The organism is Candidatus Enterovibrio altilux, assembly GCF_002381345.1.
Classification (GTDB): Bacteria; Pseudomonadota; Gammaproteobacteria; order Enterobacterales; family Vibrionaceae; genus Enterovibrio; species Enterovibrio altilux.
The window spans coordinates 1,528,578-1,554,061 of the sequence record NZ_CP020660.1 but is presented as its reverse complement, the minus strand read 5'-3'; the positions used below and the strand labels follow the sequence as shown (position 1 = coordinate 1,554,061).

Sequence of the window (25,484 nt, the reverse complement as noted above, 5' to 3'; positions counted from 1 at the left end):
CACCTCAACAGGATGAACATTAGATAATTACTTTTGGATTAAACATACTTAGTCCTATCAGCTTATTTAAGGCACTTATCACAATATAGGCTACGTTAATCTGAGCATTATAATCTCTTAAACTCCATCTTCCTACTAGCAATTTTTTGATTCAAAGCAATGCTGTATCTGATAGAGAACGTTTACGGTAACCATGCTTCGTTTTTTCATGTTCATTTGAACCGTATAACTTCTGGTATCTGATCGCTAGATGATGCGGATAACTTCGTTCACAACAAGTTATTTCTTTTGTGTGGGACGAGTAAAATCGCTCATTTAATACAAGCGGTGTCGTAAGCACCATCTCCTAATATTTCATTGATTCTCCGGTCAGTCTGCTTGAGCAAATTAAGTAATACCTCACCAACAGTCACACTTGGTACACTTAACTCAGCAGCAATTATTTCATGCGTATTTATAGCTACTGCTCAATATAACTTGCACCAGACTCGCTTCTGCCCATCAGAACCATACTCTTTCACTGTTCATTCACCTTCATCGTAGACTTTAGGCCCTGTAAAATTAATAACTAAGTGCCGAATGACTCCTTGAGTCTCCATCTTGAACGCGACATTAATCGTTTTGGTGCGCTTATAAATTCATGAATAGCGAGGGCATGCTAACGACAATTGAACAAATTTAAAAATAGAATTAATGAATCCTTGCAGACCTCTTCATGACATCGAAAATATGCGGTTAACCACGAGGAGACAGTCGTAATGGCTAAGTCGCTCAATAAACGAAAGTCTTCAATGATTATCTTACTTAGTTTAATTCCATAGTTGAACGGCTTCTTCATCAATCCAGAATGTTAATTAACTGCGCTTAATTATACTGCTTCCAGTTAATTGTGCCGTAGCGAAGTTTCTTCATCGACTTAAATATTTACATTAGCTTAGCTGTTTAAAATACTAATTAAAAATCTAATTCCCTGATCTAAGAAATAAGGCTGATTATCATAACCGTTCTACAGTAGAGACAGCAATGGTTGAAGTTAAAAAGCTATTAGGGGGGAGCAGTAAGCATAAAAAATTACACTGCCCAGATTAACGTAACCTATGCAATAATAAGAAAGTTAAATCAGCTGATAAGGCTCAGTGTACCTAAAATAAAAGTCATCAATTAATCATTTTAGGACTGTCTATCTGAACTCAAGTCAAACAACAAAATTATTTAATTGCAGAAAATACTAGTATCTGTCACTCTTTTAAACATGTTTTCACCATCAGGATTTAATGTGAATTATACATTCTATACTGTGAGCTTTGCTTTACTTTTAGTTGGATGCAATCAACCAACTGACCGTGGCCAGCAGTACATTGATGGAGGGTTTAATAACGTACTCAACCCTGTGACATTTATTGCTTCTGATAAGCCTCATGACTATTTGCGTTTCCTTGCGCAACTGGAAAAAGTGGAAATACAATCGCCCTTATTATCTAGATCCAACCAACCTCTCTATAATGGTGTTAAAATATGGCTTTCTGAGAGTGGTGAACCGACAGCATTGACAGACTACGGCATTAAATTAGAACAAATGGGGGGCAGTGATGGCGAAGGCAACGTATTGTTCACGGGGTATTTCTCGCCAGTGATTGAAATGCGACACCAAGCGGATACAGTATTCCGTTACCCAATGTATGCCTTTCCAACGTGTGTTGAACGCTGTCCTACGCGTGAAGAAGTTTATAATGGTGCGTTAGACGGTTTAGGTCTTGAATTAGGTTATAGTGCCTCACTGATTGATAACTTTATAATGGAAATACAAGGCAGTGGTTTTATCCATTTTGATAATAGAGATCAGTTGGAATATTTTGCCTATGGTGGAAAAAATGGTCACCCATATGTAAGCATCGGTAAAGTATTGATTGAACGTGGTTTAGTCTCTCGTGAAAAGATGTCTCTAAAAGCAATTAAAGACTGGGTATCAATGCAAGACGAAACTTCAGTGATAGAATTACTGAACCAGAACCCGTCTTATATTTTCTTTTTGCCTAAACAGTCAGCACCTGTAACAGGAACGGCAGGAATTCCGTTGCTTCCTTATACTTCTGTCGCAGCTGACAAAAATTTTTTACCCATGGGAACAATATTAATGGCTGAAGTACCCCAACTTAATGAGGAAGGTGATTGGAATGGCAAGCATGTTCTCAAACTTCTTCTGGCTTTGGATACAGGTAGTGCAGTGAAAGAAAATCACCTCGATTTGTATCATGGCATAGGAAAGGCTGCTGGTATCAAAGCAGGCTATCACAAACATTTTGGGCGTGTATGGAAGCTGACTAAACCGATAGTAGATGTTAAGTCAGATGAGGCTATAACTCATGACAAACAAAATATAACATTTAAAAATGTCGTGAATAGTGCAAGTACACTTACACTTCCTATGTAAAAATAATCACCTGCAAACTAAGTAAAGGCGAAAACAGGAGCAATTGTTCTTTTATTATTTAATGTGTTGAAAGCTCAGTTTTAAAAATTTTATTCCTGATTCGAGTGCAGATGGCAAATCCCAAAATAACTCACTATTAGATACTCACTTTTATTTTGGATATCCCCTAGCTCTGTCAGCTTATTTAACGCTTTTATCATTGCATAGATTTTATCAATCTGGGCATTGCAATCCCTTAGGATCAATATCCCTACAGGTAGTTTTTTAACTCGAAACATTGCCGTCTCTCGTAGAGAAACATTTATGGTGGCTATACCTCGTTTTTTAATGCTTATTTGAACTATATAACTTCAGGTAACTGACCGCTAAATTGAGCGGATAACTACGCTCCTAAAACGTTACTCCTTTTTTTGAGGGGATAAGTGCAACCGTAGTTGGTGCCGTAAGCACCACCTCTTGATAGTTCATGGATTCTGCGCAAGATCTATTTGAACAAGTTAGGTAGCACTTCACTATCAGTCACATTTGATACACCGAACTCAGCAGCAATCATTTAATACATATTTATACTCACAACTCAATGCAATTACGCCAAACTCGCCGTTTACCATCAATGTCATGTTTGTTTACTGGCTATTCACCTTCACCGTAGACTTTGAGTCCCGCAGAATCAATGGCTAAGTGCTGTATAACTCCTTTAGTCTTAGTTTTGAGCGCAACGTTAATCATTTAGGCTCGCTCGAAATTGCATAAATCATGAGGGCATGACAATGGATGTTGGGCAAGTTAAGAAACAGCATTAATAAATCTTTGCGGATTTTTCAACGACATTAAAAATACCTGTTTAATCATGAAAGCTCTAGTAATGGCTTAGTAGCTTTGTTTCCTAATAAGAGTTCAGATGGCAAATCCCAACATGATTCACTATTAGACAACTTCTTTTATTTTAGACCTACCTAGTCTTGTCAGCTTATGTAACGCTTTTATCATGTCGTAGGTTTGACTAATCTAAGTTGTGTGATCCTTTAGGCTCAATGTCTCTGCGAGGAGTATTTTGACTAAACCATTGCCGTCTCTGCTAAGAAACGTTTATGATAACTAGCTTTATTTTTTAAATCAGGGAACTAGATTTTTAATCAACACTCTAAACAGCTAGACTAACTTAAATATTCAGGTTTATGCAGAAGCTTCGCCACAAAATAACTAATCGGAAGCAATATAATCAAGCTGTAATCAATCGTGGATCACTAACATTTTGAATTAATGAAAAAGCTATTCGGCTATAGAATTAAACTAAAAAGGGTAATCATGAAAGACCTCGTTTATTTAGCAACTTAGCTATTACGATGGCCCTCATGGAGTTAAATGCGTATTTTTAATACCATTGAGATGTCTACAAAAATTCATGCATTCTATTTTTAAATTTGCTCAAACAGGCACGCAGTAGGATTAATGAAATATCAGCCAATAGTGCTTACAACACCTAACATGGTTACGCAACCATTTATATTAAACGAGCGGTTCCACTCTTACCACCAAGAAAAGAATCAACTTTTTAGAAACGAAGTCACCCTCGTAATTCAGCGGTCAGTTACCAGAAGGGACATGAATCCCAAGAGATTACAATACTCAGATTAACAAAACTTATGTCATAATAAAAGCATTAAATAAACTAACAAAACTAGGTATGCGGAAGCGAAAAAGAGCGTCTAATCGTGAATCATGTGAAGATTTGCTATCTGAACTTGAATTAAAAATAAAACAGTATTGCCTTTACGCCATAGTTAACTAATTGAATACATGACTAGTTTTTTATTTGAGCAAGCCTGCTTCTTTATAATATTTTACGGCACCTGAGTGAAGAGGGACTGATAAACCATCAAAAATCATTTCTTCCTTCTTTAGGTTTGTAAATGCAGGGTGTAAACGTCGAAAATCGTCAAAATTTTCGAATACTGCTTTAACTACGTTGTAAATAATTTCATCAGGTACCTCAGACGAAGATATTAAGGTCGCTGCTACACCAAAAGTACTTACATCCCCATCGTTGCCACGGTACATACCACCATAAATGGTTGCTGAACGATAATAATCATTGTCTGATACTAGCTTCTGTACAGCTGCATTGTCTACTTCAACAACTACACTGTCACAAGCTGTGGTTGCTTCTTGAATTGCACCGCTTGGGTGACCAACAGTATAAACCATAGCATCAATCTTGTTATCACATAGAGCCTTAGATTGTTCTGTTGCTTTTAACTCTGACACTTTTTTAAAATCGTTCATGGTCCAACCCATCCTGTCCATCAGCACTTCAATGGTGCCGCGCTGACCTGCACCTGGGTTACCTATATTTACACGCTTTCCTTTTAAGTCGTCAAATATTTTAATGCCAGAGTCTGCACGAGCAACTACGGTGAACGGTTCAAAATGAACTGCAAATACTGCTCGAAGACCTTTGAAAGAACCTTGGTCAAAAAATTTACTGCTGCCATTGTAGGCATGAAACTGCCAGTCAGACTGAGCAATACCCATGTCGAGCTCACCTGCACGAATGGTATTGATGTTGTAGATAGAACCTCCGGTACTTTCTACGGAACAATGGATACCATGGTCTTTTGTAAAGTTATTGACTAAACGACAAATTGCACCGCCTGTAGGATAGTAAACACCAGTTACACTTCCGGTACCGATTGTAACGAATTGGTTGGCTTGTACTGGCACGGTAGTACCTACAACAGCTGCAAAATTTATTACTACAATAGCAGCTTTTAACATTTTCATTCTTTATGTTCCTTGTCAAAAATATAGTTGTTTGCTCAGTGCTAGTCCGCCATTTATAAATAATTTATGACTTAGGTCTGCAATAAAATTATTTAAAAATCATTGTTTAATCGTAAGAGTTAGGATTCACGCTTCAAAGTTATAAAAGACATTTTTTAAATTTATCGCAAAATTCATATTTAAGTTCATCTTTTAAGATAGCTTGATTATTCAAAAAATTTAATCCGGCATTACTTTCCGCATTATCTCCTTCTTAATTGATTAATTTATTTTTAAATCCAATGCGTATGCCATCTTCCCCAAATTTTACGAGACTTAGACACGGAGGTTTATATTGCCAAAAAGCATCTATATCCATTAAACACTCTCGCTTATTAGTTGATTGAATTTAGGCAGATCTGTAGGTAATCACAAATAACTTTATTACATTTGCCTTCGGCTAATAGTAGGCGATGACATCATAAAGAAATATCTTGTGAGTAATTATCTGAAAACGAAGAAATAAATTTATTTATTTATACAATGTGTATTGCACACAGATCTGGCGATCTGCTACCTTAGAAAGCTTTGTTTCCTAATTCAGAAAATAAAGCCATATTTTTAAAAATCCGCACCCCACTGTATAACTACTTTTTCCTCTTGACGTGCAGAAAGAAGTGCGTATCTACGCAGTGGAAGAATTGTGATCTTTAGTGGGTAACAAAAAACCTTGCTGATTCTAGTATGTATAGGAGCGATAATTGAAAAAATCATTGCTTACGTATTTGATTGTAATGAAAATATTTCATATAATTCTCAATCGGTTATCCATATTTAACGTTGCGATGATGGAAGCCTCTCTAATCTGAATTGTATAATCCCTTAGGCTCAATATCCCTTCCAGTAGTTTTTTGATTTTAACCATTGCTGTTTCTGCTAAAGAACCATTTATAGCAACCGGCTTTACTTCCTAAATAAGTAAGCTACATTTTAAATCAACACTCTAAACAGCTAGGATTATTTCAATATTCAGGTCTATGAAGAAGCTTAGCTATAAAAATAGCTAACTGGAAGCAGTATAATCAAACTTTAATCAATCATAGCTCACTAACATTCTGGGTTAATCAAAAAGTTATTTAGTTATGGCATTAAACTAAGCAGGGTAATCATGGGATTCCTCACTTTTCTTTTTAAACTTGCTCAACTACCATTGTCATACTCTCACTATTCATGCATTAGTGCGCGAGCCAAAACGGTTACCATATACGTTCAAGACGAAGAATAAAGGAACCATTTAGCACTTAACCAATGATTCTACGAGGCTGAAAGTCTACGGTGAAGACGAATAAACAATAAAAAAGCATTAGACTAATGGGCAACGACGAGTCAAGTGCAAGTGACATGGAGCAAGTAGATATAAATGCGCATAAGATCATTACAGCTGAGTTAAGTGCATTAAATATGACTGACAGTAAAGTACTATCTAACTTGCTCAAACAAATATACCAAATATTAACGCAATATCAGCTGATAGTGCTTACGATACCAGACAATATTACGAAACCGTTAGTATTAAACTAATGGTTCAAATCAGCATTAAAAAATAAGGTGTAGTTACCACAAACGTTCCCTACCAAAAACGACACTATATCGAGTCAAATAACTCCTCGGAGAAATATTGAGCTTAAGAGATAACAACGCTCAGATTAGTGAAACTGACGCAATGATAAAAGCATCAGATAAACTAACAAAGCTAAGCATTCCTAAAACAAAAGCGATTAGTCATTCATAGAACATGAATATTACCTTTACATCACAATCAATTCATTGGATACATGGCTAATATGCGTTACTATATGCTGTACTGTCTTATTTTGCTACGCAATATTGTTTAGTTTTTTAAAAAATACTATTTTTTAATGAAGCTTGTGCCTCTTCAAATAAAAATTATAAATTATTATGGGTAACAATAAAAAAATTTTCTACTCGATCTCCAATGGAGGTTATTCAGTAACTCTGGTGTATCAAGGACTATTAGCTCTAGTAATATGCGTCTGCTAGTATGTGTTGACCAAAAAATTAATCTGGGTTTTCGCGTTGAACGCCATTAACTTACGGGGGGCTTCTATAATAGGTTATCGTGATTACGCTTTTTTGTAACAATGCATGCGTTACGGCCTCTTTAATCCCTACATGGCGATCTGGATGATATTACGTTATTTCTCGCGTCTAAAATCACGAATATGTCCAGTGTAAATCCATCTTTACTTATCATAATCTGAGCATCATAAACATTAAGGTTGTTCTTCGCGAACGATACAACGGCACGTGCAAACAAGCTAGGTCTGTTTGGGCTATAAATTAAGATTTTCGTACCACCGCGCATTGAATGTTCACTTACAAGAACCATCGGATCATCGTATGCCCTAGAAGATGTTCGCTATGCCATGCGATTTACTTATGAATCTGGCATAAAGAAGTAGTTAGCTTTAAAATGTTGCTATACAATTTCAATTTTTTAAAAGTATACTCATTCTGACGCAAAACTGTGGAAGCAAGATGTTGATTGTGATGAGTCTCTTCGTAAATGTCGGGGGGGGGGGTCCTAAATCACGTTACACAAATTTTTGAGTGGATTAATAAAGTTCTGTCCGTAAGGTGCGCTCCTAACTGTTCAAAAATTCAGGACTGGTTGCATGCACATCTGCCACAGTGAGACAAATGAGATAATCCAAATGTTCTTCATTACGCACGAAATTTGCAAATGAGGTGATTACTTCTGGATTGTAAATATCACGTCGTTGTGTGGTGACTGATACCAGCGAACGATCTTTTATCAACCAACTAGCGAAGTTTTATTTAGGGCGCGAACAATCCATGTTCAATGCACAAAAGTATAAATTTTTTTGCTCCAATTTTAGAGTGGTCTCCACCGCGATTTTTACCTATATTATGAATATATCACAGAAAGCAATAAGAATTCAAGCTTAGTCAAACATGGATAAACACCGTAGCAAATTAGGTGTTTTTTTCAGCTTTCTCCTAGACAATAACCCTTAATATGCTTAAGTAAACATATAGTGTGTTCATTAACGGCATATGCATAAAAAAATTGAACTATATTTTGCTGATCATTTGGTTCCATTGAGGCAGATCCGCTGAAAGCACACCATGTTTATGCATTAAAAAATCCTTTATACAAAGCATTAGGGTGATGAGTTCATTCTATAAATTTCTCTTTTGCTGCTGGTTCATCACATAAAAACCGATTTAATTGACGCCTTATTGTTCTCAGTTGGCGCAGTGTTGGTGCTACAATAAACTCAGTATAATTATCGTTAGCAATGTACTAAAATATAGTAACTATAGTGGCGGAACACATTTAAAAAAAGTTAGTTTGCGTGTTTTAATCTGACGTTCACGACGTTGCAAATCACCACTTATTACTTCTATATTTTTATAATTTGGTTCATCTTCTATAACTTGAGCAAATAAATGAATTAGCATTTTATTGAGTTCTAAAACACGACCAAATATATCAAAAAAATCTTCCATCATTAATTCGATGCCGTGGTTTCCTTTTCCTTTATATTCAAGCGTATCCGCCACCGAAGATTGGTGGGAAAATCTCAAACGATCATCGTATCGACGCAGTTCTATGTGCAGAGCAAACCGTATACGCCAAAGCATCGTTTGACACTCGTCTAATTCCAAACATTCAGCATCTGTTAAAAAGCCATACTTACTCATCTCACGTAAACTGGTTGTCCCAAAATGTCGATTAGCTATCCAGCTGATAATATGAATATCTCTCAAACCACCGGGACTAGACTTAATATCAGGTTCAAGATTATAGGCGGTATTATGATAACGTGCATGCCGATCATGCTGCTCTTGGACTTTTGCTTTAAAAAATTTAGAGATGGGCCAGAATTGTTCTGAATAAATGCAGTTTTTGAGTTGATAGAAGATGGATTCACTACCGTAAAGTAAGCGAGCTTCTTGAAGGTTGGTAGCTACGGTAAGATTATTGAGCCCTACGTTAACGCACTCGGATAGCGTTCTGACGCTATGTCCAATTTTTAGCTTCAAATCCCACACTGAGGCAATAAATTTACTTATACGGCTTTCATCTTGTTTATTTAATTCATTTTTACGAAAAATTAAAAGATCAATATCTGAAAGTGGGTGTAATTCACGACGTCCATAACCGCCCACTGCAATCAATAAGAGATTTGGATTATGATGTAATCTAAAATGAGTCCAAAGATGCTTCAAGAGTTCATCTATGTATTGGGAGCGCTTATATACTAAGTCATTCACTGACACATGCGTAATAAAAGCCTCTTTTTGTGCTTCGCCGAACTCTGATAGTTGATGCTTGAGTTCAACTATATTGAATTGTTCGTGAGTTAGTTTGTTGAAAGTAAGCAAAAGGTTATTCATTATCTTCCTTGGTGGCACTAACTTATGTTAGATAATTAATTTGCGAGTCATAACAAGTCGGTGCAAAATCTACTTTAAAATAATGATTATGTATTGTTTAAAATGCGAGACAATATTTCTTCTTTGCGAAGGGTTAGAATTTCACACCCAGTGTCAGTCACTAAAATTGTATGTTCCCACTGTGCGGATTTTTTGCCATCCACCGTATACACCGTCCATCCATCTTCATTATCTAGCATAGTCTCACACTTACCTGCATTAATCATAGGTTCAATGGTAAAGCACATGCCTGGTTTAATCAGTGTGCAGTTGTTGTTTTTATAGTGTACTATTTGCGGGTCCTCATGAAATACTGCACCAATACCATGTCCACAGTAATCTTTCACAATGGAGTAGCGCTTAGGGAGGTTTTTAATAAATTTTTGAATTGCAGTGCCTAGATCGCCAAAGCGCGCGCCTGGTCTTACTTTCATTAAGGCTTGATATAAGCTTGCTTGAGCCGCATAGCACAAAGCTTTATCTTCTTGAGAAACATCTCCCACCAAAAACATCTTTGATGTGTCACCATGGTAGCTATCTTTAATGACTGTAATATCAATATTGATAATGTCACCATTTTGAAGAACATCACGATTATTCGGAATACCATGGCAAATAATATGGTTAATAGACGTGCAAATAGACTTAGGGAAACCATAATAATTGAGCGGTGCTGGAATCGCGTTTTGCGTTTCAGTGATAAATGTATGGCATTGATCATCGAGGGCTTTCGTGGTTACACCTACTTTAACATACGGCTCAATCATTTCCAAAACTTGTGCTGCAAGACGCCCAACTTCACGCATTTTCCTGATTTCTTCTACCGATTTAATAATTACGCTCATTATTATCTCTCAGTTGGATCCCTGTTTAGCAAGGAATATATTTACTGTTATCATTACATATTATCCATCGCATCTCCATATAGGAACCCCAAGCGAATCTCCAATGACTTTGTTATACTAGATTTACGTTTGCTTTTTATGGTATAAAGCGCGCCGAAATATTCCTCCTTAATAAGTCTACTTGATAGATTTTAATAAGGGTATTATCAATGTTATTTTAATTTAACTCACACACATATCGACGCATGCTCCGGGGTGCCCATTAGGGTCGGACGTATGAGATATGTGGAGGCCTAACCCCTAGAGGATTTATAATGGTTACTGTTTCAATGCGTGACATGCTTAAAGCTGGAGTTCACTTCGGCCACCAAACCCGTTACTGGAATCCAAAGATGAAACCATTTATCTTTGGGGCACGAAATAAAGTTCATATCATTAACTTAGAAAAAACTGTACCACTATTCAACGAAGTGCTTGGCGAGCTAGCTAAAATCGGCAAACGTAAAGGTAAAGTTCTTTTCGTGGGTACTAAGCGAGCCGCTAGTGATTCTATAAAAGCAGCAGCTGAAAGCTGTGACCAGTTCTATGTAAACAATCGTTGGTTGGGAGGCATGTTGACTAACTGGAAAACAGTTCGGATGTCAATCAAGCGTCTTAAAGAGCTAGAAGTTCAAGCAACCGACGGTACTTTTGAAAAGTTAACTAAAAAAGAAGCTCTTATGCGTACCAGAGAAATGGAGAAACTTGAAAAGTCTCTTGGCGGTATCAAAAATATGGGTGGGCTTCCTGACGCACTATTTCTAATTGATGCAGATCGCGAACACATTGCTATCAAAGAAGCGAACAATCTGGGTATTCCAGTATACGCTGTAGTTGATACCAACTCTAACCCAGATGGTGTTGATCTAGTTATTCCAGGTAACGATGACGCAATCCGCGCTGTTCAACTTTACTTGAATGCTGCATCTAAGTCTTACACTAAAGGCCGTAGTCAGGACATCATCGTTCAAGCTGAAGACGAATTAATTGAAGTCGCGGAGTGATACAATTACTCACTATGAGCATTCTTAGCAATCAGACTGTTATGAACGGTGCTATAGGCTAGGAAAGCCCAATACACGGCCCCTAGTTTTTACCCAAAAATTTCAAATCGAGGTTTGAACAATGGCAATTGTTACCACTGCTCTAATTAAAGAACTGCGTGAGCGCACAGCCGCAGGTATAATAAAATGCAAAACAGCGCTTGTTGAAAGTGATGGCTGCATTGAGCTAGCAATCGAAAACATGCGTAAAAGTGGCGCAGCTAAAGCTGCTAAAAAAGCTGGTAACATTGCAGCTGAAGGCACAATCACCATCAAAAATGTTAATGACGTCGCAGTATTAGTAGAGATTAATTGTCAAACGGATTTCGTTGCTAAAGATGACAGTTTTACTGTATTTGCAAACTCAGTTGCTGACGCTGCATTAACGTCTAAATCTACGATTGAAGAACTGCAAGCTCAATTTGAAGAAGCACGTATCGCTCTAGTAACTAAGATCGGTGAAAATATTTCTATCCGTCGTGTTCGATATGTTCAAGGTGTATTAACTGCTTCTTACCGTCATGGTGAGCGCATTGGTGTTATTGTTGCTGGTGCAGGCGATAAAACAATTCTTCAACGCATTGCAATGCACATTGCGGCTTCTAGACCAGAGTACATTAATCCAAAAGACATCCCAGCTGACATCATAGCGAAAGAACAACAGATTCAAGTTGAAATTGCTATGAACGAAGGGAAACCACATGGAATTGCCGAAAAAATAGTTATTGGACGCATGAATAAATTCATAAGTGAAGTTTCTCTGCTTAGTCAACCATTCATTATGGAACCTAAGAGCTCTGTTGGTGAATTCTTAAAAGAAAAAAACACATCAGTTTCTAACTTTGCTCGCTTAGAAGTAGGAGAAGGTATCGAAAAGGCTCCAAAAATAAGCTACGCAGACGAAATAGCTGCAGTTCAAAAAGGTTAATCCTTCTTTGAATATAAAAAAGGCCGCAGAATCCTACGGTCTTTTTATAAACACATCCATAAACGTAAATGCCTAAAGGTTATGATAATGACTACAAACCCAAAACCAGCCTATCAACGTATTTTGCTTAAATTAAGCGGAGAAGCGCTGCAAGGAAAAGGCGGGTTCGGTATTGATCCTGCAGCTCTAGACAGGATGGCGCAAGACATTAAAGAGCTTGTTGTACTTGGTGTTCAAGTTGGCTTAGTTATCGGTGGTGGCAACTTATTCCGCGGTGCTGGCCTTGCTGAAGCAGGTATGAACCGGGTTGTTGGTGACCACATGGGTATGCTAGCTACCGTAATGAATGGTTTGGCTATGCGTGATGCGTTACATCGTGCCTATGTGAATGCACGAGTAATGTCCGCTATTCCATTAAATGGTGTTTGTGATAGTTATAACTGGGCTGAAGCTATTAGCCAACTGCGGAACGGACGCGTAGTGATCTTTTCTGCTGGTACCGGTAACCCATTTTTCACCACGGACTCTGCTGCGTGCTTACGCGGTATTGAAATAGAATCAGAGATCGTGATTAAAGCGACTAAAGTTGATGGTGTTTATACTGACGATCCAGCTAAAAATTCTAACGCTGAGTTATATAATCACCTATTGTACCAAGATGTGCTGGAAAAAGAATTACAAGTAATGGACTTGGCTGCTTTCACGCTCGCGCGTGATCATAAGATGCCAATCCGTATATTTAACATGAATAAGCCAGGCGCATTGCGCCGAGTTGTGATGGGTGAGGAAGAAGGCACACTAATTAATAACGGTTAATCAAAATTAGTGGCATAATTCACTAATTAGAGAAAGAATCTTCAAGGATACTCTCGTGATTAATGAAATTAACGCAGATGCAAAAGAACGTATGCACAAAAGCATTGAAACACTGAAAAATACGCTGTCTAAAATCCGGACTGGCCGTGCTCATCCTGGACTGCTTGATAGTATCTTGATAGATTACTACGGTGCAGCAACGCCACTAAAGCAACTTGCTTCTATCATTGTTGAAGACGCACGTACATTGGCTATTACTGTTTTTGATAGATCATTAACTCAAACTGTTGAAAAAGCTATCATGACATCTAATCTCGGGCTTAACCCAATGTCCGCAGGTGCGGTTATTCATGTTCCATTGCCTCCACTAACAGAAGAACGGCGTCGTAACCTCGTTAAGACTGTTCGTGGTGAAGGGGAACAAGGGCGTGTAGCTGTTCGCAATATTCGCCGTGACGCTAATGGTCATCTAAAAGGTTTACTGAAAAATAAAAACATTTCAGAAGATGATGAACGTCGTGGTCAAGATGATATTCAAAAGTTAACTGATGCAACAGTAAAAAACATTGATACGATTCTTGAAGCGAAAGAAAAAGAGTTGATGGAAATTTAATTCTGGCTACAGTCTGATTCCGTTGCCGAAGCGCTGTGCTAGCAATACAGCGCTTTTTATTTGCGAAGGATAATCATGAGTTCCCAATCTCCAAATTTCATTACGGATTCAAGCCTATTACCAAAACACATTGCTATCATCATGGATGGCAATGGTCGTTGGGCTCAATCACGTGGTAAAGCCCGCATGTTTGGGCATAAAGCCGGTGTTGACGCCGTCAAAAAAACGGTTTCAGCCGCTAATCGTCTCGGTATTCAAGTGTTAACACTTTTTGCTTTTAGTAGTGAAAATTGGCGGCGTTCTGAAGAAGAAGTTCGCTTGTTAATGGAACTATTTGTCACTGTGTTAGGACGTGAAATAAAACAACTACATAAAAATAGCGTTCGATTAAAAGTAATCGGTGATACATCTCGATTCAGTAACTCACTCCAAGATAAAATTGCTTCTGCGGAAGCACTTACTGCAAACAATATTGGTCTTATTCTAAATGTTGCTGCCAACTATGGTGGACAATGGGATATTCTACAAGCTATGCAAAAATTGGCAAGTCAGGTCGAACGTGGAGTACTTAGTGCAGAGCAGTTAACAGAAGCGAAGATCTCAGCGCAACTGACAACAGGACATGTTCCTGATGTAGACCTAATGATCCGCACTAGCGGAGAATGTCGTATTAGCAACTTTATGCTATGGCAAGTGGCCTACGCCGAACTGTACTTCACTGAACAATTTTGGCCCGATTTTAACGAAGCGAGTCTAACCGATGCCATAGCATGGTATCTCAACCGTGAACGTCGTTTTGGGTGTACGGGTGAGCAAATTCAGGCTTTATTACCAGTAAAAAAATAAAGAGGGGTTCCGTTTGCTGAAACAACGCGTCTTAACAGCCTCTGTGTTAGCCCCTTTGGTTATCGCAGGCATATTTTTCTTGCCGTTTCATATTTTTGTTATTGCCATCTCTAGTGTAACTTTGCTTGGTCACTGGGAATGGACAAAGCTCATTGATGTGTCTTCTCGCTTCAATGGAATTACTACCCCTGCGTTCATTTTAATCGGTTCTCTTTATGTCTTGCCTGTTAATTATTCAGGGTGGAACATCACAACCATGAATGGAAGCATTATTGCACTTAGTGGTACTGTTTGGTGGTTATTTGCTACTGTGATGGTGCTGAAATACCCAAAGGATACATGCTGGTGGTCTGACAGTACTTTTTTTCAACAGATTTTCAGCGTTCTTACTTTGCTTCCTTTTTTGTGGAGCGTCTTGTTGCTCCGTGCTAGTGACTATCACGTGCACCCATATTTAGGTGCTAAGTTAGTGCTATTGGTATGTTTGCTTGTATGGTCTGCTGATATTGGTGCTTACTTTACGGGAAAACATTTTGGTAAAAGAAAAATAGCGCCATCCGTTAGCCCAAATAAAACTGTTGAAGGTTTAGTTGGTGGTTTGATTGCGTCAGTACTTGTGACAACCGTGACAGCAACTACTATTTCAATTCCATTTTCTTCTATTTACATATTGTGCATCATCGCGCTAATTACCTCTTTTGCATCAGTATTAGGTGATTTGACTGAAAGCATGTTTAAACGTGTCGCTGGTGTGAAAGATAGCGGTAGTATTTTACCTGGACACGGTGGGATACTTGATCGAATCGATAGCCTTACCGCTGCTTTCCCTATTTTCACAGTATTATATTTCTGGTTAGCGTAAATATATCACTAATCAATTGCCGATGATGTGCTTTATCTACTGATTGTAAGTAAATAATAATTGAGTTATCTATGCGTAAATTAATGATTCTTGGTGCGACAGGTTCTATCGGTAACAGCACACTTGCAGTGGTTGAAAAAAACCCTCATGCTTTTGAAGTATTTGCATTAGCTGCAAATACTAATGTAAAGAAAATGATTATCCTTTGTATGAAGTGGCAGCCTCGTTTTGCAGCGATGTCTGATGACCATGCTGCTAGACAGCTGCGGAGCACGCTACAACAGCAGGGAGTGAAAACTCAAGTGTTTAGTGGCATCGATGGTTTGTCTTCACTTGCATCACATTCGGACGTGGATACTGTCATGGCCGCAGTGGTTGGGGCTGTGGGCCTCATTCCTACTATGGCTGCGATTAAATCTGGAAAACGTATCCTACTCGCGAATAAAGAAGCCTTGGTCATGTCAGGCCAATTTTTTATTGATGCGGTACATCGCTATGGTGCGAAATTATTGCCCATTGACAGTGAGCACAACGCTATTTTTCAATGCCTGCCTGCTTCTATTCAATCACAATTAGGTATTTGTGATCTTGAATCTGAAGGGGTTAGTAAAATATTACTAACCGGTTCTGGTGGTCCTTTTCGTCATAGTAAAATAGATGTTTTATCTACTGTGACGCCAGCTCAAGCTATCGCTCATCCTAATTGGGTTATGGGCCCGAAGGTTTCGGTCGATTCCGCGACGATGATGAATAAAGGTCTTGAGTACATTGAAGCTCGTTGGCTATTTAACGCAAAACGCGAACAATTAGATGTTTTAATTCATCCTCAATCAATTATTCATTCTATGGTTCAATATCGAGATGGATCAGTAATGGTCCAAATGGGACACCCTGATATGAATACGCCAATTGCATATTCCATGGCATACCCGCAACGTATTGATGCTGGAGTGAAAGCGATTGATTTCACATCTGTGGGTGAGTTCAGCTTTTTAAAGCCTGACTTCAAACGTTATCCTTGTTTAAAGCTAGCTATTGATGCGTGTTACGCTGGCCAAGCCGTGACAACAACGCTAAATGCTACCAATGAGATCGCTGTCGATGCCTTTCTGCGTGGGATCATTGGATTTACGCAAATTGCTGAAATGAATGATGCTGTGTTACAACAGTCTATATTTGAAGAACCGTCAAGCATTGAATGTTTGCTCGATATTGATACCGAGGCACGATTAATGGCAAAGAAATGGCTTTATAGGATCGCACGATGAGTGCAATATTATGGAATTTAATATTTTTTTTGATGGCGTTAGGTTTACTAGTCGTGGTGCATGAATTTGGTCACTTTTGGGTTGCACGTTGTTGTGATGTAAAAGTTGAACGTTTTTCTATTGGCTTTGGTAAAGCGATTTGGCAACATGTTGGAAAGAATGGCACTGAATACACCTTAGCAATGATACCGCTTGGCGGTTACGTTAAGATGCTCGATGAACGAGTAGATGATGTGCCAGAAACAATGAAGACTCACACGTTCAACTATCGTCCATTATGGCAACGAAGTGCGATAGTTGCTGCAGGTCCTGTTGCGAATATTCTGTTTGCAATATTTGCTTACTGGCTTGTTATGCTTATCGGTATACAAACTGTAAAACCAGTAATTGGTAACGTGGTTCCTCAATCTATTGCGGCGAAGGCTGGAATTGAGTCTGGCATGGAACTTACCGAAGTATCTGGCGTCAAAACACCTGATTGGGTATCGGTAAATGTGCAATTTATTTCGCACATAGGCGATGACAACATGACGCTTACTCTGCAACCAAATAACAGTGTAGATTATGTTGTGACCAAGTCTCTCGATTTGACGGAATGGGCTTATGATCCAGATACAGAATCACCGCTACATACACTAGGTATTGTGCCGTACTTCCCACAGATAACGAACGTTATTGCTCAAGTGGTTAAAGGAAGTCCAGCAGAGCGTATAGGTATGCTGGAGGGAGATGAAGTGCTGACAATTGATGGTCTCCCAATCGATAATTGGAACCAAGTGATCATATATGTTCGTGCTCATCCACAAATGTCGTTACCAATTTCAATACGTCGAAATGAACAAAATATTATGTTAGAACTTGTTCCTGACTCACGTGAACAAGATGGCATAAATATTGGTTACGCAGGATTTACGCCAAGAGCAGAATCTTGGCCTGAGTCACACAAAATTACAATGCAGTATGGCCCTTTAAAGGCTATACCACAAGCCATAAATAAGACCTGGCAGATGGTAACCCTCACCGTTGGTATGATCAAAAAATTCATCACGGGTGATGTAGATATGAAAAATTTAAGTGGGCCTATTTCAATCGCAAAAGGTGCAGGAATGACCGCAAACTTAGGTTTAGTTCATTTCCTAAGTTTCCTCGCACTTATCAGCATTAATTTAGGAATTATTAATTTATTACCGTTACCGGTTCTTGATGGTGGGTATCTGTTGTTTTTTGGCATTGAAGCCGTGACACGTCACCCCATCCCTGAACGCGTGCAGGATATGGGATACCGTATTGGCTCAACTATTATTGTGGTGTTGATGGCCATGGCGTTATTTAACGATATTACCCGACTGTAGGATTCAACAGTTAACAAGGAGAAACCAGAGCAGCAATGGTGATGAAAAATTTCTTAATAGTCGCGCTTTTATTTTCAAGTTCTATCACAGCAACTGAGTTTGTGGTGAAAGATATTCGATTTGAAGGGCTTCAAAGAGTCAGCCTCGATACGGCATTACTTTCTATGATGGTACAATCCGGCGATAATATAGATGATAATAATGTTGCAGGAATTATCAAGTCCTTGTATTCGACAAGTAATTTTGAAAATATACGTGTCTTTAAAGATGGCGAAGATATCTTAGTTAAAGTCATAGAATGTCCCATAATAACCCGTATTTCATTTTCTGGTAACAAGATAATTGCAGATGAGAAACTTAACAAACATCTGACAGCATCAGGCTTACATGCAGGAACATATTTAGACCGTGCTGCGCTATCGCATATTGAGAAAAAACTAAAAAATTTTTATTACAGTGTAGGTAAATACAATGCTCAAGTGAGTACGATAATCACACCGTTACCACGCAACCGAGCGGATGTTAAGTTTGTATTCACTGAAAGTGTTTCTACAAAAGTGCAACAAATTAATTTTATTGGCAATGATGTTTTTAGCGATGAAGAACTGCAGTCAAACTTTAAACTTCGTGCCGACGTGCCTTGGTGGAACTTTCTTGCTGATGACAAGTATCAAGAACAAATTCTTGCAAGGGACATAGAAAACCTTAAATTATTTTATTTAAATCACGGTTATCTAAAGTTTCATGTTGCATCGACACATATATCTCTCTCCCCAGATAAAAAAGGCGTATACATTACCCTTACTATCGATGAAGGACTTCCTTTTAATGTTTCTAACATTAATTTCCGTGGCGGAAAAAAGGGAGACGATTATTCATCTCTTGTGACTATTAAAGCTGGTGAAACATACAAAGGTGAAAAGGTCACTGCGTTAGAAGATGCGATTAAACGCCAGCTTAGTGAACAGGGCTATGCTTATACACAAGTCGCAACAATTCCTGAATTTAATGAGGATAATCAAACTGTCGCATTAAATGTAAACATTGAATTAGGTAATCGTGTTTATGTAAGAAAAATCAAATTTTCTGGTAACCAAAATACACGAGATGAAGTATTACGTCGAGAAATGCGACAAATGGAAGGTTCTTGGCTAAATACCAAATTTATAGAAGCCAGTAAAAAACACATTAGCCGTCTTGGATATTTTGAAACGGTAGATGTACGTATGACACCAGTAACAGAATTTAATGATCAAGTCGATATTGATTATACCGTAAAAGAAGCCCATTCAGGCGCTGCTGACTTTGGTGTTGGCTACGGGAGCTCATCAGGCCTTAGTTTTCAAACTAGTTTTAAACAGGAAAACTTTGCTGGTACCGGTAATCGATTAGGTATTCATGCCACGCGTAATCGTTATCAAAAAAACCTGACACTTGAATATCGTAATCCTTACTGGACCTTAGATGGTATCAGTTTGGGTGGCAAGGTATTCCACAATGAATTTGAAGCGTCACATGCAAATATTGTTGATTACACAGATAAAAGTTATGGTACCAATTTGACATGGGGTTTCCCATTTGATGATTTGAATTACTTCGACTTTATGTTGGGTTATACGCATCGTTTGATAGGAAATCTTGGTGGATCTTACCAAATGAAAAAATTTCTTGATTCCCAAGAAAATAATATTACAGAGAATGGTAGTCTTAAAGTCAATGCTTTTGACTGGTCTGTAAGTTGGAGTCGAAACAACCTCAATCTAGGTTTATTTCCAACGAATGGTAATTATCAACGTGCATCTTTCCACATGACAGTGCCGGGATCAAATGTTCAATTTTTCAAGACACAGTATGAGGCTCGCCAATATATGCCTCTGACTAAATCACACAGTTTTACTTTATTGATGCGTGGTAGCCTTGGCTACGGTAATGGCTACGGCAATAATGGCAAGAATGATTACTTGATGCCATTTTATGAAAATTTTTATATTGGTGGCTTTTCAACATTACGTGGTTTCCGCTCAAATTCTGCTGGTCCAAAAGCAGTTTATGACCAGGGTGCAGGTAATAATCCTGCGTTAGTTGGTAGTCATAACTCTGTAGGTGGTAATGCAACGGCATTAACTAGTGTTGAATTGATTTTTCCAACACCACTTATACCTGCGCAAGTACGAAATTCAATCCGTACCAGTGTGTTTGTTGACGTAGCATCAGTGTGGGATACCGAGTACGATCTTAAGAATGCAAAAATTATTGATGGTCAAGAATACATCTATGACTATAGTAATCCAACAAATTATCGTGCTTCATATGGTGTTGCATTGGAGTGGCATTCCCCAGTAGGTCCACTAATATTTTCACTTTCTAAGCCTATTAAACGTTATAAAGGTGATAGAAAAGAATTCTTCAATTTTACGATAGGTCAGGTGTTCTGACTTTTTAATTCAGGAGCATATTTTGAAATCATTTATTAAAGCGGCAGGTATTAGCCTCACCATTCTTAGCGCTTCAATGCCTGTTTCAGCAGCTGATACTGTTCAAAAAATTGGCTATGTTTCGACAGGTTCTGTTCTTGCGCAAATGGCAAAACAAAGTAATGTCAGTGAAAAGTTGCATAATGAATTCAAAGATCGAATAGCAGAAGTTGAGTCCCTAGAAAAAAAGTTAGGCATGGGTATTGATAAGCTCAAGCGCAATGGTGAATTGATGAGTGAGAAAGAACGCACTAAACTCCAGCGAAAACTGCAATCTCTAGATGCTGATTACAAACTCAAAGTTAATAACTTGAAAGAAGATGAGCGTAAACGTAGCTCAGAAGAGCAACGTCAGCTTATTGAAAAATTACAAAAAACAATCTCATTGTTGGCACAAAAAGAAGATTATGATTTAATTTTGGACCGCCAAGCTATTCTGTTTGCTGACCCTAAAGATGATATCTCTGAAAAAGTTTTGAACGCAATAAAATAAGTAAGGTAAAAAATGGCTTCTATTACTCTTATTGAACTAGTGGAAAAACTGGGTGCTGAACTCCATGGTGATGGTGCCATCGTTATTCACTCAATTGCGGGTATAGATAAAGCTAAAGAGGGACAATTGACGTTTCTTGCAAACAGTAAATATCGCAAACATCTTGCTGAATGTAAGGCTAGCGCAGTGATGCTCCAGAAAGCAGATCTTTCATATTGCAATAATAATGCACTTGTTGTTAAGGATCCTTATCTAGGCTATGCGTTGACAGCACAACTGCTCTACACTTCACCTGCATGTGCGATTGACATTGCTCCATCAGCATACATTTCTCCAATGGCAATCATCGGCGTAGGCGTTGCAATCGGATATAATGCGGTGGTTGAAGATGGTGTTGAGCTGGGTGATAACGTACAAATTGGGGCAGGTTGCTTTGTAGGTAAAAATGCATCACTTGGTTCAGGGACTCGCTTATGGACAAATGTATCGATTTATCATGGTGTAACATTAGGCAAATCGTGTCTTATTCAATCAGGGGCAGTCATTGGTTCTGATGGCTTTGGTTACGCAAATGATAGAGGCTGCTGGATTAAAATTCCGCAGGTTGGAAGTGTGATTATTGGTAACCGAGTTGAGGTGGGTGCCAATACAACGATTGATCGTGGCGCATTGAATAACACCCTTATTGAGGATGGTGTCATTATCGACAATCAGTGTCAAATCGCGCATAATGTTTCGATAGGTGAAAATACCGCCATTGCTGGAGCAACAGTAATCGGAGGTAGTACTAACATAGGCAAACACTGCATCATTGGCGGAGCATGTGTCATTAATGGGCATCTTGAAATCACGGATAGCGTATCGATCACCGGTATGGGTATGGTGATGCGTTCTATCACTGAACCTGGCATATATTCTTCTGGTATTCCTTTGCAGACAAATCATGAGTGGCGAAAGACCACAGCAAGAGTTATGAAAATTGGAGATATGCAAAAAAGATTAAAAGCCATTGAAAAACAAATAAAAGATAGCTAGTAACTGCTGTCTCGAATGGCATATTCTGGTGACTAGGGTCTACATCAGTAGTGTCTTTACGCTCAACGTATAGCCATGGCCTGCAAAGTGGGCCATTTTGCGTTAATCAACATGAATAATAAGCTTTTCACACAGGAATATTACTTTGATTTGCGAAAATAATGTTTTGACTATTAAAGAAATTAGAGAGCTGCTGCCTCATCGTTATCCATTTCTGTTGATTGACCGCGTCATCGATTTTGCAGAAGGTAAGTACCTTCATGCGATTAAAAATGTATCAGTGAATGAACCTCAGTTCACAGGTCATTTTCCTCAACTCTCGGTTTTTCCGGGGGTGCTTATTCTTGAGGCGATGGCGCAAGCAACAGGTTTGTTAGCGTTTAAAACTTTCGGGGCACCTGCTGAAAATGAGCTTTATTATTTTGCCAGCATTAACAATGCTAAATTTCGTGCGCCAGTAACGCCTGGTGATCAAATGGTACTTGAAGTTGAGTTCATAAAAGAACGCTTTGGTATCGCTGCATTTAAAGGTGTAGCTAAAGTTGATGATAAAGTAGTTTGTTCCGCTGACCTGAAGTGTGCCAGAAGAGAATTTTAAACGTGATTCATGAATCTGTACAAATTCACTCAACAGCTATAGTTGAGGAAGGGGTGACTCTTGACGCTAATGTACGAGTTGGTGCATTTTCCTACATTGGTACTGGCGTGAAAATCGGCGCAGGAACAGAGGTAAAAATGCATGTAATCATTAAAGGTGCAACTAAAATTGGGTGTGATAACAAAATTTTTCAGTTCGCGTCTATTGGTGAAGAATCTCAAGATCTTAAATATGCAGGAGAGCCCACAACACTAGAAATTGGTGATCGCAATACTATTCGTGAAAGCGTAACCATGCACCGCGGTACTGTTCAAAACGGTGGTAACACCCAAGTAGGTAGTGATAACTTATTTATGATCAATACTCACGTCGCCCATGATTGCATAATTGGCGATCGCTGTATCTTCGCAAACAATGTAACCCTAGCGGGGCATGTGACTGTTGACGACTTTGCCATTATTGGTGGTATGACTGCCATTCATCAGTTCTGCACCATTGGTAGTCACAGTATGATTGGGGGTGGCTCAATTATTGTCAAGGATGTGCTCCCGTATGTCATGGCACAAGGTAACCACTGTTCTCCATTTGGTATTAATGTAGAAGGATTGAAGCGCCGTGGTTTTGAAAAAAGTGTAATTAAAGATATTCGTACAGTGTATAAAATAATATACCGTTCCGGCAAAACATTAGAAGAGGCAAAAAAAGAAATTGCTGAAATGGCTGACAACAAAAAAGCATTGCAGCTGTTTATTGACTTTTTTGAAAAGTCTAACCGAGGTATTATTCGCTAATGGTTGTTGTATCAAAACCGCTACGCATAGGCATCGTTGCTGGTGAAGCATCCGGCGATATTTTAGGTGCCGGCTTTATTAAAGCCGTAAAAATAGAATATCCAGATGCTGAATTTGTAGGTATTGGTGGCCCTCTGATGACAGCTTTAGGCTGCGAAACACTATTCGACATAGAGGAGCTTTCAGTCATGGGAATTATTGAGGTACTTGCGCGCCTTTTTCGCCTACTGACCGTAAAGCGTGAATTAGTTGCTTATTTTACTGCTGATCCCCCAGATATTTTTATAGGTATTGATGCTCCTGATTTTAATTTGCGTCTCGAAAAGTCATTGAAAGAAAGCGGCATTAAAACGGTGCATTACGTTAGTCCTAGTGTTTGGGCATGGCGACAAAAACGAATTTTTAAGATAGCCGCAGCTACTAATCTTGTGCTTGCCTTACTACCATTTGAAAAAACATTTTACGATAAATTCGAGGTTCCGTGTAAATTTGTAGGTCACAACATGGCAGATGATATTCCTCTTCGGAGTGATAAATATGTTGCACGTGGACTATTGGGATTAATACAAGACAAACGTTATCTTGCAGTGCTTCCTGGAAGCCGAAGTGGCGAGATGAAACTACTCAGCCCAATATTCATTAAAACCTGCAAGTTACTCAAAGAGCATTATCCAGATCTTGGCTTTGTCGTTGCGGTTGTGAATAAGAAGCGGCGACTTCAATTTGAGCAAGCATGGAAAAATGTTGCTTCTAAGCTTAAGTTTACTTTAATAGATGGTACTGCTCGAAATGTTATCGCTGCGTCTGACATGGTGCTTCTTGCTTCTGGTACGGTTGCGCTTGAGTGCATGCTAGTTAAGCGGCCAATGGTTGTTGGCTATAAGGTCAATGCTATTACTGCTTGGATTGCAAAACGGCTTATTAAAATGGAATTCGTTTCATTACCTAATATCTTAGCAGGGCGTGAGTTGGTTCCTGAATGCATACAAACAGAGTGCACACCTGAGATACTGGCAAAAAAAGTGTCTTCTTTTTTTGACATTGATAACGCTGAGTTATTAGCTGAATTTACTCGTTTACATAATATGATTCGATGCAATGCAAACCAATTATCTGTGCGTGCTGTACTTAATTTAATAGGACGTTAAATCAATGAATTCAGAACCATGGATATATCCCAGCGCAGGGTTGTTTGCTGGTGTTGATGAAGTCGGAAGAGGCCCCTTAATAGGGGCTGTGATCACTGCTGCGGTCATTCTTGATCCTAATAATCATATTGAAAAACTGACGGATTCAAAGAAGATAACCGATAAAAAACGCGAAATATTATTTAAAAAAATCAAAAAAAAAGCATTGGCATGGTCTCTTGGGCGTGCTGAGGCTGACGAAATTGATGAAATTAATGTTCTTGCTGCGACAATGCTGGCTATGAAACGGGCGATTGAAGGGCTTTCTATCACTCCTGATTTTGTTTTGATTGATGGCAATAATATCCCTTCAGGGTTGACACTACCTGTTCAAGCTATTGTAAAAGGAGATTTACGTGTTGCTGAAATCAGCGCGGCATCTATTCTTGCTAAAGTAATACGAGACCGTGAAATGAAGGAACTGGATGTTATTTATCCTCAATATGGCTTTGCAAAGCACAAAGGTTACTCAACTAAAATGCACATGGCTGCATTAAAAAAACACGGTATCATTGAAGGATATCGAAAAAGTTTTAAGCCTATAAAAAAATTTTTAATTTTTACATAATATTTATAAAAAAGTATTCCATTCACATCTATTCATAAACCAACAAA

General features: G+C 38.5%; 23 protein-coding genes and 3 pseudogenes. 19 read left to right on the top strand and 7 right to left on the bottom strand.

Annotated features, from left to right (window positions below; genetic code table 11):
- Positions 1–19 precede the first annotated feature (19 nt).
- Positions 20–912, bottom strand: a pseudogene (locus tag BTN50_RS06535) (IS5 family transposase).
- Positions 913–1,276: 364 nt separating this feature from the next.
- Here BTN50_RS06535 and mltA point away from each other — a divergent pair.
- Complete coding sequence (mltA, locus tag BTN50_RS06530; protein ID WP_223823196.1) at positions 1,277–2,431, top strand: murein transglycosylase A; 1,155 nt, start codon at positions 1,277–1,279, stop codon at positions 2,429–2,431.
- Positions 2,432–2,520: 89 nt separating this feature from the next.
- Here mltA and BTN50_RS06525 read toward each other — a convergent pair whose 3' ends face one another.
- Together BTN50_RS06525 and BTN50_RS11810 are read right to left on the bottom strand one after the other, a co-directional pair.
- Positions 2,521–2,709 (bottom strand): hypothetical protein, encoded by a 189-nt coding sequence (locus BTN50_RS06525; protein WP_096619475.1) that lies wholly within the window; start codon positions 2,707–2,709, stop codon positions 2,521–2,523.
- A gap of 112 nt (positions 2,710–2,821) precedes the next feature.
- Positions 2,822–2,944, bottom strand: coding sequence for a hypothetical protein (locus BTN50_RS11810; RefSeq protein ID WP_256386969.1), 123 nt, complete (start codon positions 2,942–2,944; stop codon positions 2,822–2,824).
- Between the two features lie 665 nt (positions 2,945–3,609).
- Between BTN50_RS11810 and BTN50_RS10495 the strand changes: the two are divergent.
- Positions 3,610–4,121 (top strand): annotated as a pseudogene (locus tag BTN50_RS10495) (transposase); the annotation flags it as partial.
- A gap of 122 nt (positions 4,122–4,243) precedes the next feature.
- Here the strand turns inward: BTN50_RS10495 and BTN50_RS06515 are convergent.
- Entirely contained in the window at positions 4,244–5,215 is a 972-nt protein-coding gene (locus tag BTN50_RS06515; RefSeq protein ID WP_096619474.1) for a TAXI family TRAP transporter solute-binding subunit, read from the bottom strand.
- 1,350 nt (positions 5,216–6,565) lie between these two features.
- On the opposite strand from BTN50_RS06515, the gene BTN50_RS12675 reads away from it, so the two are divergent.
- Together BTN50_RS12675 and BTN50_RS12670 are read left to right on the top strand one after the other, a co-directional pair.
- A complete protein-coding gene (locus BTN50_RS12675) occupies positions 6,566–6,775 on the top strand; it encodes a hypothetical protein (RefSeq protein ID WP_449240174.1) in 210 nt (69 codons plus the stop codon).
- Between the two features lie 25 nt (positions 6,776–6,800).
- Positions 6,801–6,986: pseudogene (locus BTN50_RS12670) on the top strand (IS5/IS1182 family transposase); the annotation flags it as partial.
- 390 nt (positions 6,987–7,376) lie between these two features.
- Here the strand turns inward: BTN50_RS12670 and BTN50_RS11355 are convergent.
- From BTN50_RS11355 to map, 3 genes are all read right to left on the bottom strand, one after another.
- Positions 7,377–7,604, bottom strand: coding sequence for a hypothetical protein (locus BTN50_RS11355; RefSeq protein WP_223823197.1), 228 nt, complete (start codon positions 7,602–7,604; stop codon positions 7,377–7,379).
- Between the two features lie 953 nt (positions 7,605–8,557).
- Positions 8,558–9,640 carry a [protein-PII] uridylyltransferase family protein gene (locus BTN50_RS11350; protein ID WP_223823198.1) on the bottom strand — a complete coding sequence of 361 codons (1,083 nt, stop codon included), beginning with the start codon at positions 9,638–9,640 and terminating at the stop codon, positions 8,558–8,560.
- Between the two features lie 86 nt (positions 9,641–9,726).
- Positions 9,727–10,524: a type I methionyl aminopeptidase gene (gene map / locus BTN50_RS06500; RefSeq protein ID WP_096619473.1), complete on the bottom strand. Its 798-nt coding sequence runs from the start codon at positions 10,522–10,524 to the stop codon at positions 9,727–9,729.
- 314 nt (positions 10,525–10,838) lie between these two features.
- On the opposite strand from map, the gene rpsB reads away from it, so the two are divergent.
- From rpsB to rnhB, 15 genes are all read left to right on the top strand, one after another.
- Positions 10,839–11,567 carry a 30S ribosomal protein S2 gene (gene rpsB / locus BTN50_RS06495; protein WP_096619472.1) on the top strand — a complete coding sequence of 243 codons (729 nt, stop codon included), beginning with the start codon at positions 10,839–10,841 and terminating at the stop codon, positions 11,565–11,567.
- A 121-nt stretch (positions 11,568–11,688) separates the two neighbouring features.
- Entirely contained in the window at positions 11,689–12,534 is an 846-nt protein-coding gene (gene tsf, locus BTN50_RS06490) for a translation elongation factor Ts (protein WP_096619471.1), read from the top strand.
- Between the two features lie 87 nt (positions 12,535–12,621).
- Positions 12,622–13,350: a UMP kinase gene (gene pyrH / locus BTN50_RS06485; protein ID WP_096619470.1), complete on the top strand. Its 729-nt coding sequence runs from the start codon at positions 12,622–12,624 to the stop codon at positions 13,348–13,350.
- 55 nt (positions 13,351–13,405) lie between these two features.
- A complete protein-coding gene (frr, locus tag BTN50_RS06480; protein ID WP_096619469.1) occupies positions 13,406–13,963 on the top strand; it encodes a ribosome recycling factor in 558 nt (185 codons plus the stop codon).
- Between the two features lie 75 nt (positions 13,964–14,038).
- Complete coding sequence (locus tag BTN50_RS06475; protein WP_096619468.1) at positions 14,039–14,809, top strand: isoprenyl transferase; 771 nt, start codon at positions 14,039–14,041, stop codon at positions 14,807–14,809.
- Between the two features lie 13 nt (positions 14,810–14,822).
- Positions 14,823–15,671 (top strand): phosphatidate cytidylyltransferase, encoded by an 849-nt coding sequence (locus tag BTN50_RS06470; RefSeq protein WP_096619467.1) that lies wholly within the window; start codon positions 14,823–14,825, stop codon positions 15,669–15,671.
- Positions 15,672–15,742: 71 nt separating this feature from the next.
- Positions 15,743–16,939: a 1-deoxy-D-xylulose-5-phosphate reductoisomerase gene (gene ispC, locus BTN50_RS06465; RefSeq protein ID WP_096619466.1), complete on the top strand. Its 1,197-nt coding sequence runs from the start codon at positions 15,743–15,745 to the stop codon at positions 16,937–16,939.
- Complete coding sequence (gene rseP / locus BTN50_RS06460; protein WP_096619465.1) at positions 16,936–18,291, top strand: sigma E protease regulator RseP; 1,356 nt, start codon at positions 16,936–16,938, stop codon at positions 18,289–18,291. The genes ispC and rseP overlap by 4 nt, the downstream gene beginning before the upstream one ends.
- Before the next feature lie 35 nt (positions 18,292–18,326).
- The gene (bamA, locus tag BTN50_RS06455; protein WP_096619464.1) at positions 18,327–20,726 is read left to right on the top strand and encodes an outer membrane protein assembly factor BamA; all 2,400 of its coding nucleotides are present in this window, start codon (positions 18,327–18,329) and stop codon (positions 20,724–20,726) included.
- A 22-nt stretch (positions 20,727–20,748) separates the two neighbouring features.
- The gene (locus tag BTN50_RS06450; protein ID WP_096619463.1) at positions 20,749–21,258 is read left to right on the top strand and encodes an OmpH family outer membrane protein; all 510 of its coding nucleotides are present in this window, start codon (positions 20,749–20,751) and stop codon (positions 21,256–21,258) included.
- Positions 21,259–21,270: 12 nt separating this feature from the next.
- Positions 21,271–22,293: a UDP-3-O-(3-hydroxymyristoyl)glucosamine N-acyltransferase gene (gene lpxD / locus BTN50_RS06445; RefSeq protein WP_096619462.1), complete on the top strand. Its 1,023-nt coding sequence runs from the start codon at positions 21,271–21,273 to the stop codon at positions 22,291–22,293.
- A gap of 145 nt (positions 22,294–22,438) precedes the next feature.
- Complete coding sequence (gene fabZ, locus BTN50_RS06440) at positions 22,439–22,891, top strand: 3-hydroxyacyl-ACP dehydratase FabZ (RefSeq protein WP_096619461.1); 453 nt, start codon at positions 22,439–22,441, stop codon at positions 22,889–22,891.
- Positions 22,892–22,893: 2 nt separating this feature from the next.
- Positions 22,894–23,682 (top strand): acyl-ACP--UDP-N-acetylglucosamine O-acyltransferase, encoded by a 789-nt coding sequence (gene lpxA / locus BTN50_RS06435; RefSeq protein ID WP_096619460.1) that lies wholly within the window; start codon positions 22,894–22,896, stop codon positions 23,680–23,682.
- Positions 23,682–24,830, top strand: coding sequence for a lipid-A-disaccharide synthase (gene lpxB / locus BTN50_RS06430; RefSeq protein ID WP_096619459.1), 1,149 nt, complete (start codon positions 23,682–23,684; stop codon positions 24,828–24,830). Before lpxA ends, lpxB begins: the two co-directional genes overlap by 1 nt.
- 4 nt (positions 24,831–24,834) lie before the next feature.
- Entirely contained in the window at positions 24,835–25,437 is a 603-nt protein-coding gene (gene rnhB, locus BTN50_RS06425) for a ribonuclease HII (RefSeq protein WP_096619458.1), read from the top strand.
- The last annotated feature ends 47 nt before the right edge of the window (positions 25,438–25,484 follow it).

What these genes read in the sequence shown, in the direction of transcription:
- rnhB (WP_096619458.1), top strand. Translation starts at nt 24,835, where the DNA reads ATGAATTCAGAACCATGGATATATCCCAGCGCAGGGTTGTTTGCTGGT.
- BTN50_RS06525 (WP_096619475.1), bottom strand. Translation starts at nt 2,709, where the DNA reads ATGTTTCGAGTTAAAAAACTACCTGTAGGGATATTGATCCTAAGGGAT.
- rseP (WP_096619465.1), top strand. Translation starts at nt 16,936, where the DNA reads ATGAGTGCAATATTATGGAATTTAATATTTTTTTTGATGGCGTTAGGT.
- BTN50_RS06515 (WP_096619474.1), bottom strand. Translation starts at nt 5,215, where the DNA reads ATGAAAATGTTAAAAGCTGCTATTGTAGTAATAAATTTTGCAGCTGTT.
- map (WP_096619473.1), bottom strand. Translation starts at nt 10,524, where the DNA reads ATGAGCGTAATTATTAAATCGGTAGAAGAAATCAGGAAAATGCGTGAA.
- BTN50_RS06475 (WP_096619468.1), top strand. Translation starts at nt 14,039, where the DNA reads ATGAGTTCCCAATCTCCAAATTTCATTACGGATTCAAGCCTATTACCA.
- lpxB (WP_096619459.1), top strand. Translation starts at nt 23,682, where the DNA reads ATGGTTGTTGTATCAAAACCGCTACGCATAGGCATCGTTGCTGGTGAA.
- tsf (WP_096619471.1), top strand. Translation starts at nt 11,689, where the DNA reads ATGGCAATTGTTACCACTGCTCTAATTAAAGAACTGCGTGAGCGCACA.
- rpsB (WP_096619472.1), top strand. Translation starts at nt 10,839, where the DNA reads ATGGTTACTGTTTCAATGCGTGACATGCTTAAAGCTGGAGTTCACTTC.
- BTN50_RS12675 (WP_449240174.1), top strand. Translation starts at nt 6,566, where the DNA reads ATGGGCAACGACGAGTCAAGTGCAAGTGACATGGAGCAAGTAGATATA.
- ispC (WP_096619466.1), top strand. Translation starts at nt 15,743, where the DNA reads ATGCGTAAATTAATGATTCTTGGTGCGACAGGTTCTATCGGTAACAGC.
- lpxD (WP_096619462.1), top strand. Translation starts at nt 21,271, where the DNA reads ATGGCTTCTATTACTCTTATTGAACTAGTGGAAAAACTGGGTGCTGAA.
- BTN50_RS11350 (WP_223823198.1), bottom strand. Translation starts at nt 9,640, where the DNA reads ATGAATAACCTTTTGCTTACTTTCAACAAACTAACTCACGAACAATTC.
- BTN50_RS11355 (WP_223823197.1), bottom strand. Translation starts at nt 7,604, where the DNA reads ATGGTTCTTGTAAGTGAACATTCAATGCGCGGTGGTACGAAAATCTTA.
- bamA (WP_096619464.1), top strand. Translation starts at nt 18,327, where the DNA reads ATGGTGATGAAAAATTTCTTAATAGTCGCGCTTTTATTTTCAAGTTCT.
- pyrH (WP_096619470.1), top strand. Translation starts at nt 12,622, where the DNA reads ATGACTACAAACCCAAAACCAGCCTATCAACGTATTTTGCTTAAATTA.